This window comes from Tamlana crocina (assembly GCF_012037625.1).
On the sequence record NZ_JAAVJS010000101.1, the window covers coordinates 1 to 583 of the forward strand.

1 protein-coding gene is annotated in these 583 nt (G+C 39.3%); it reads right to left on the bottom strand.

What is annotated here, in order from left to right:
- Positions 1 to 151 precede the first annotated feature (151 nt).
- Positions 152 to 583: ribonuclease E/G (locus tag HC176_RS15810; protein ID WP_209309745.1), on the bottom strand; the 432-nt coding region annotated here is incomplete at its 5' end.

Here is a 583-nt window from a genome sequence, read left to right on the forward strand (position 1 = left end):
ATTCAAGATTCAAGATTCAAAATTCAAGGTTTCAAGATTCAAAAATAAGATTTTTTAAGATGAGGCAGTCTTGGTTCCTGGTTCTTGTACGAAGCGGTCTTTTTGTCCAAAAAAAAACGCCTCCCAATTTATTGAAAGGCGTCTCTTAATGTTATTGAATCTCTTCCCCGTCGTTGTCGTGAAAGTGGTATTCAAGATACGTGTAAGCATCTCTAGGCACTATTTTTACCCAGCGCTTATGGTCAAAGAACCATTTCGAGCGGGGTGATGGAAAACCTTTGGTTAAAAAGGCTGCTATAAAAGGATGAGCACTAAGCGTGATCTTTTTATAGTCTTTTTTAAGGAGCTTTTCCAGATCCTGGTTGATCCTGTTTACCAAAACAATTGGAGCTTCAATTTCTTCTCCGGTCTTGTTGGGATTTTCTTCCCTTGTTTTGATATTCATCTCTGGTCTCACTCTTTGTCTTGTAATTTGTACAAGGCCAAATTTACTCGGCGGCAAAATCTTGTGTTTTGCCCGGTCGTCACTCATCTCTTCTTTAAGATGATCGTACAAAGCCTTACGGTTTTCGGCTCTGTTCAT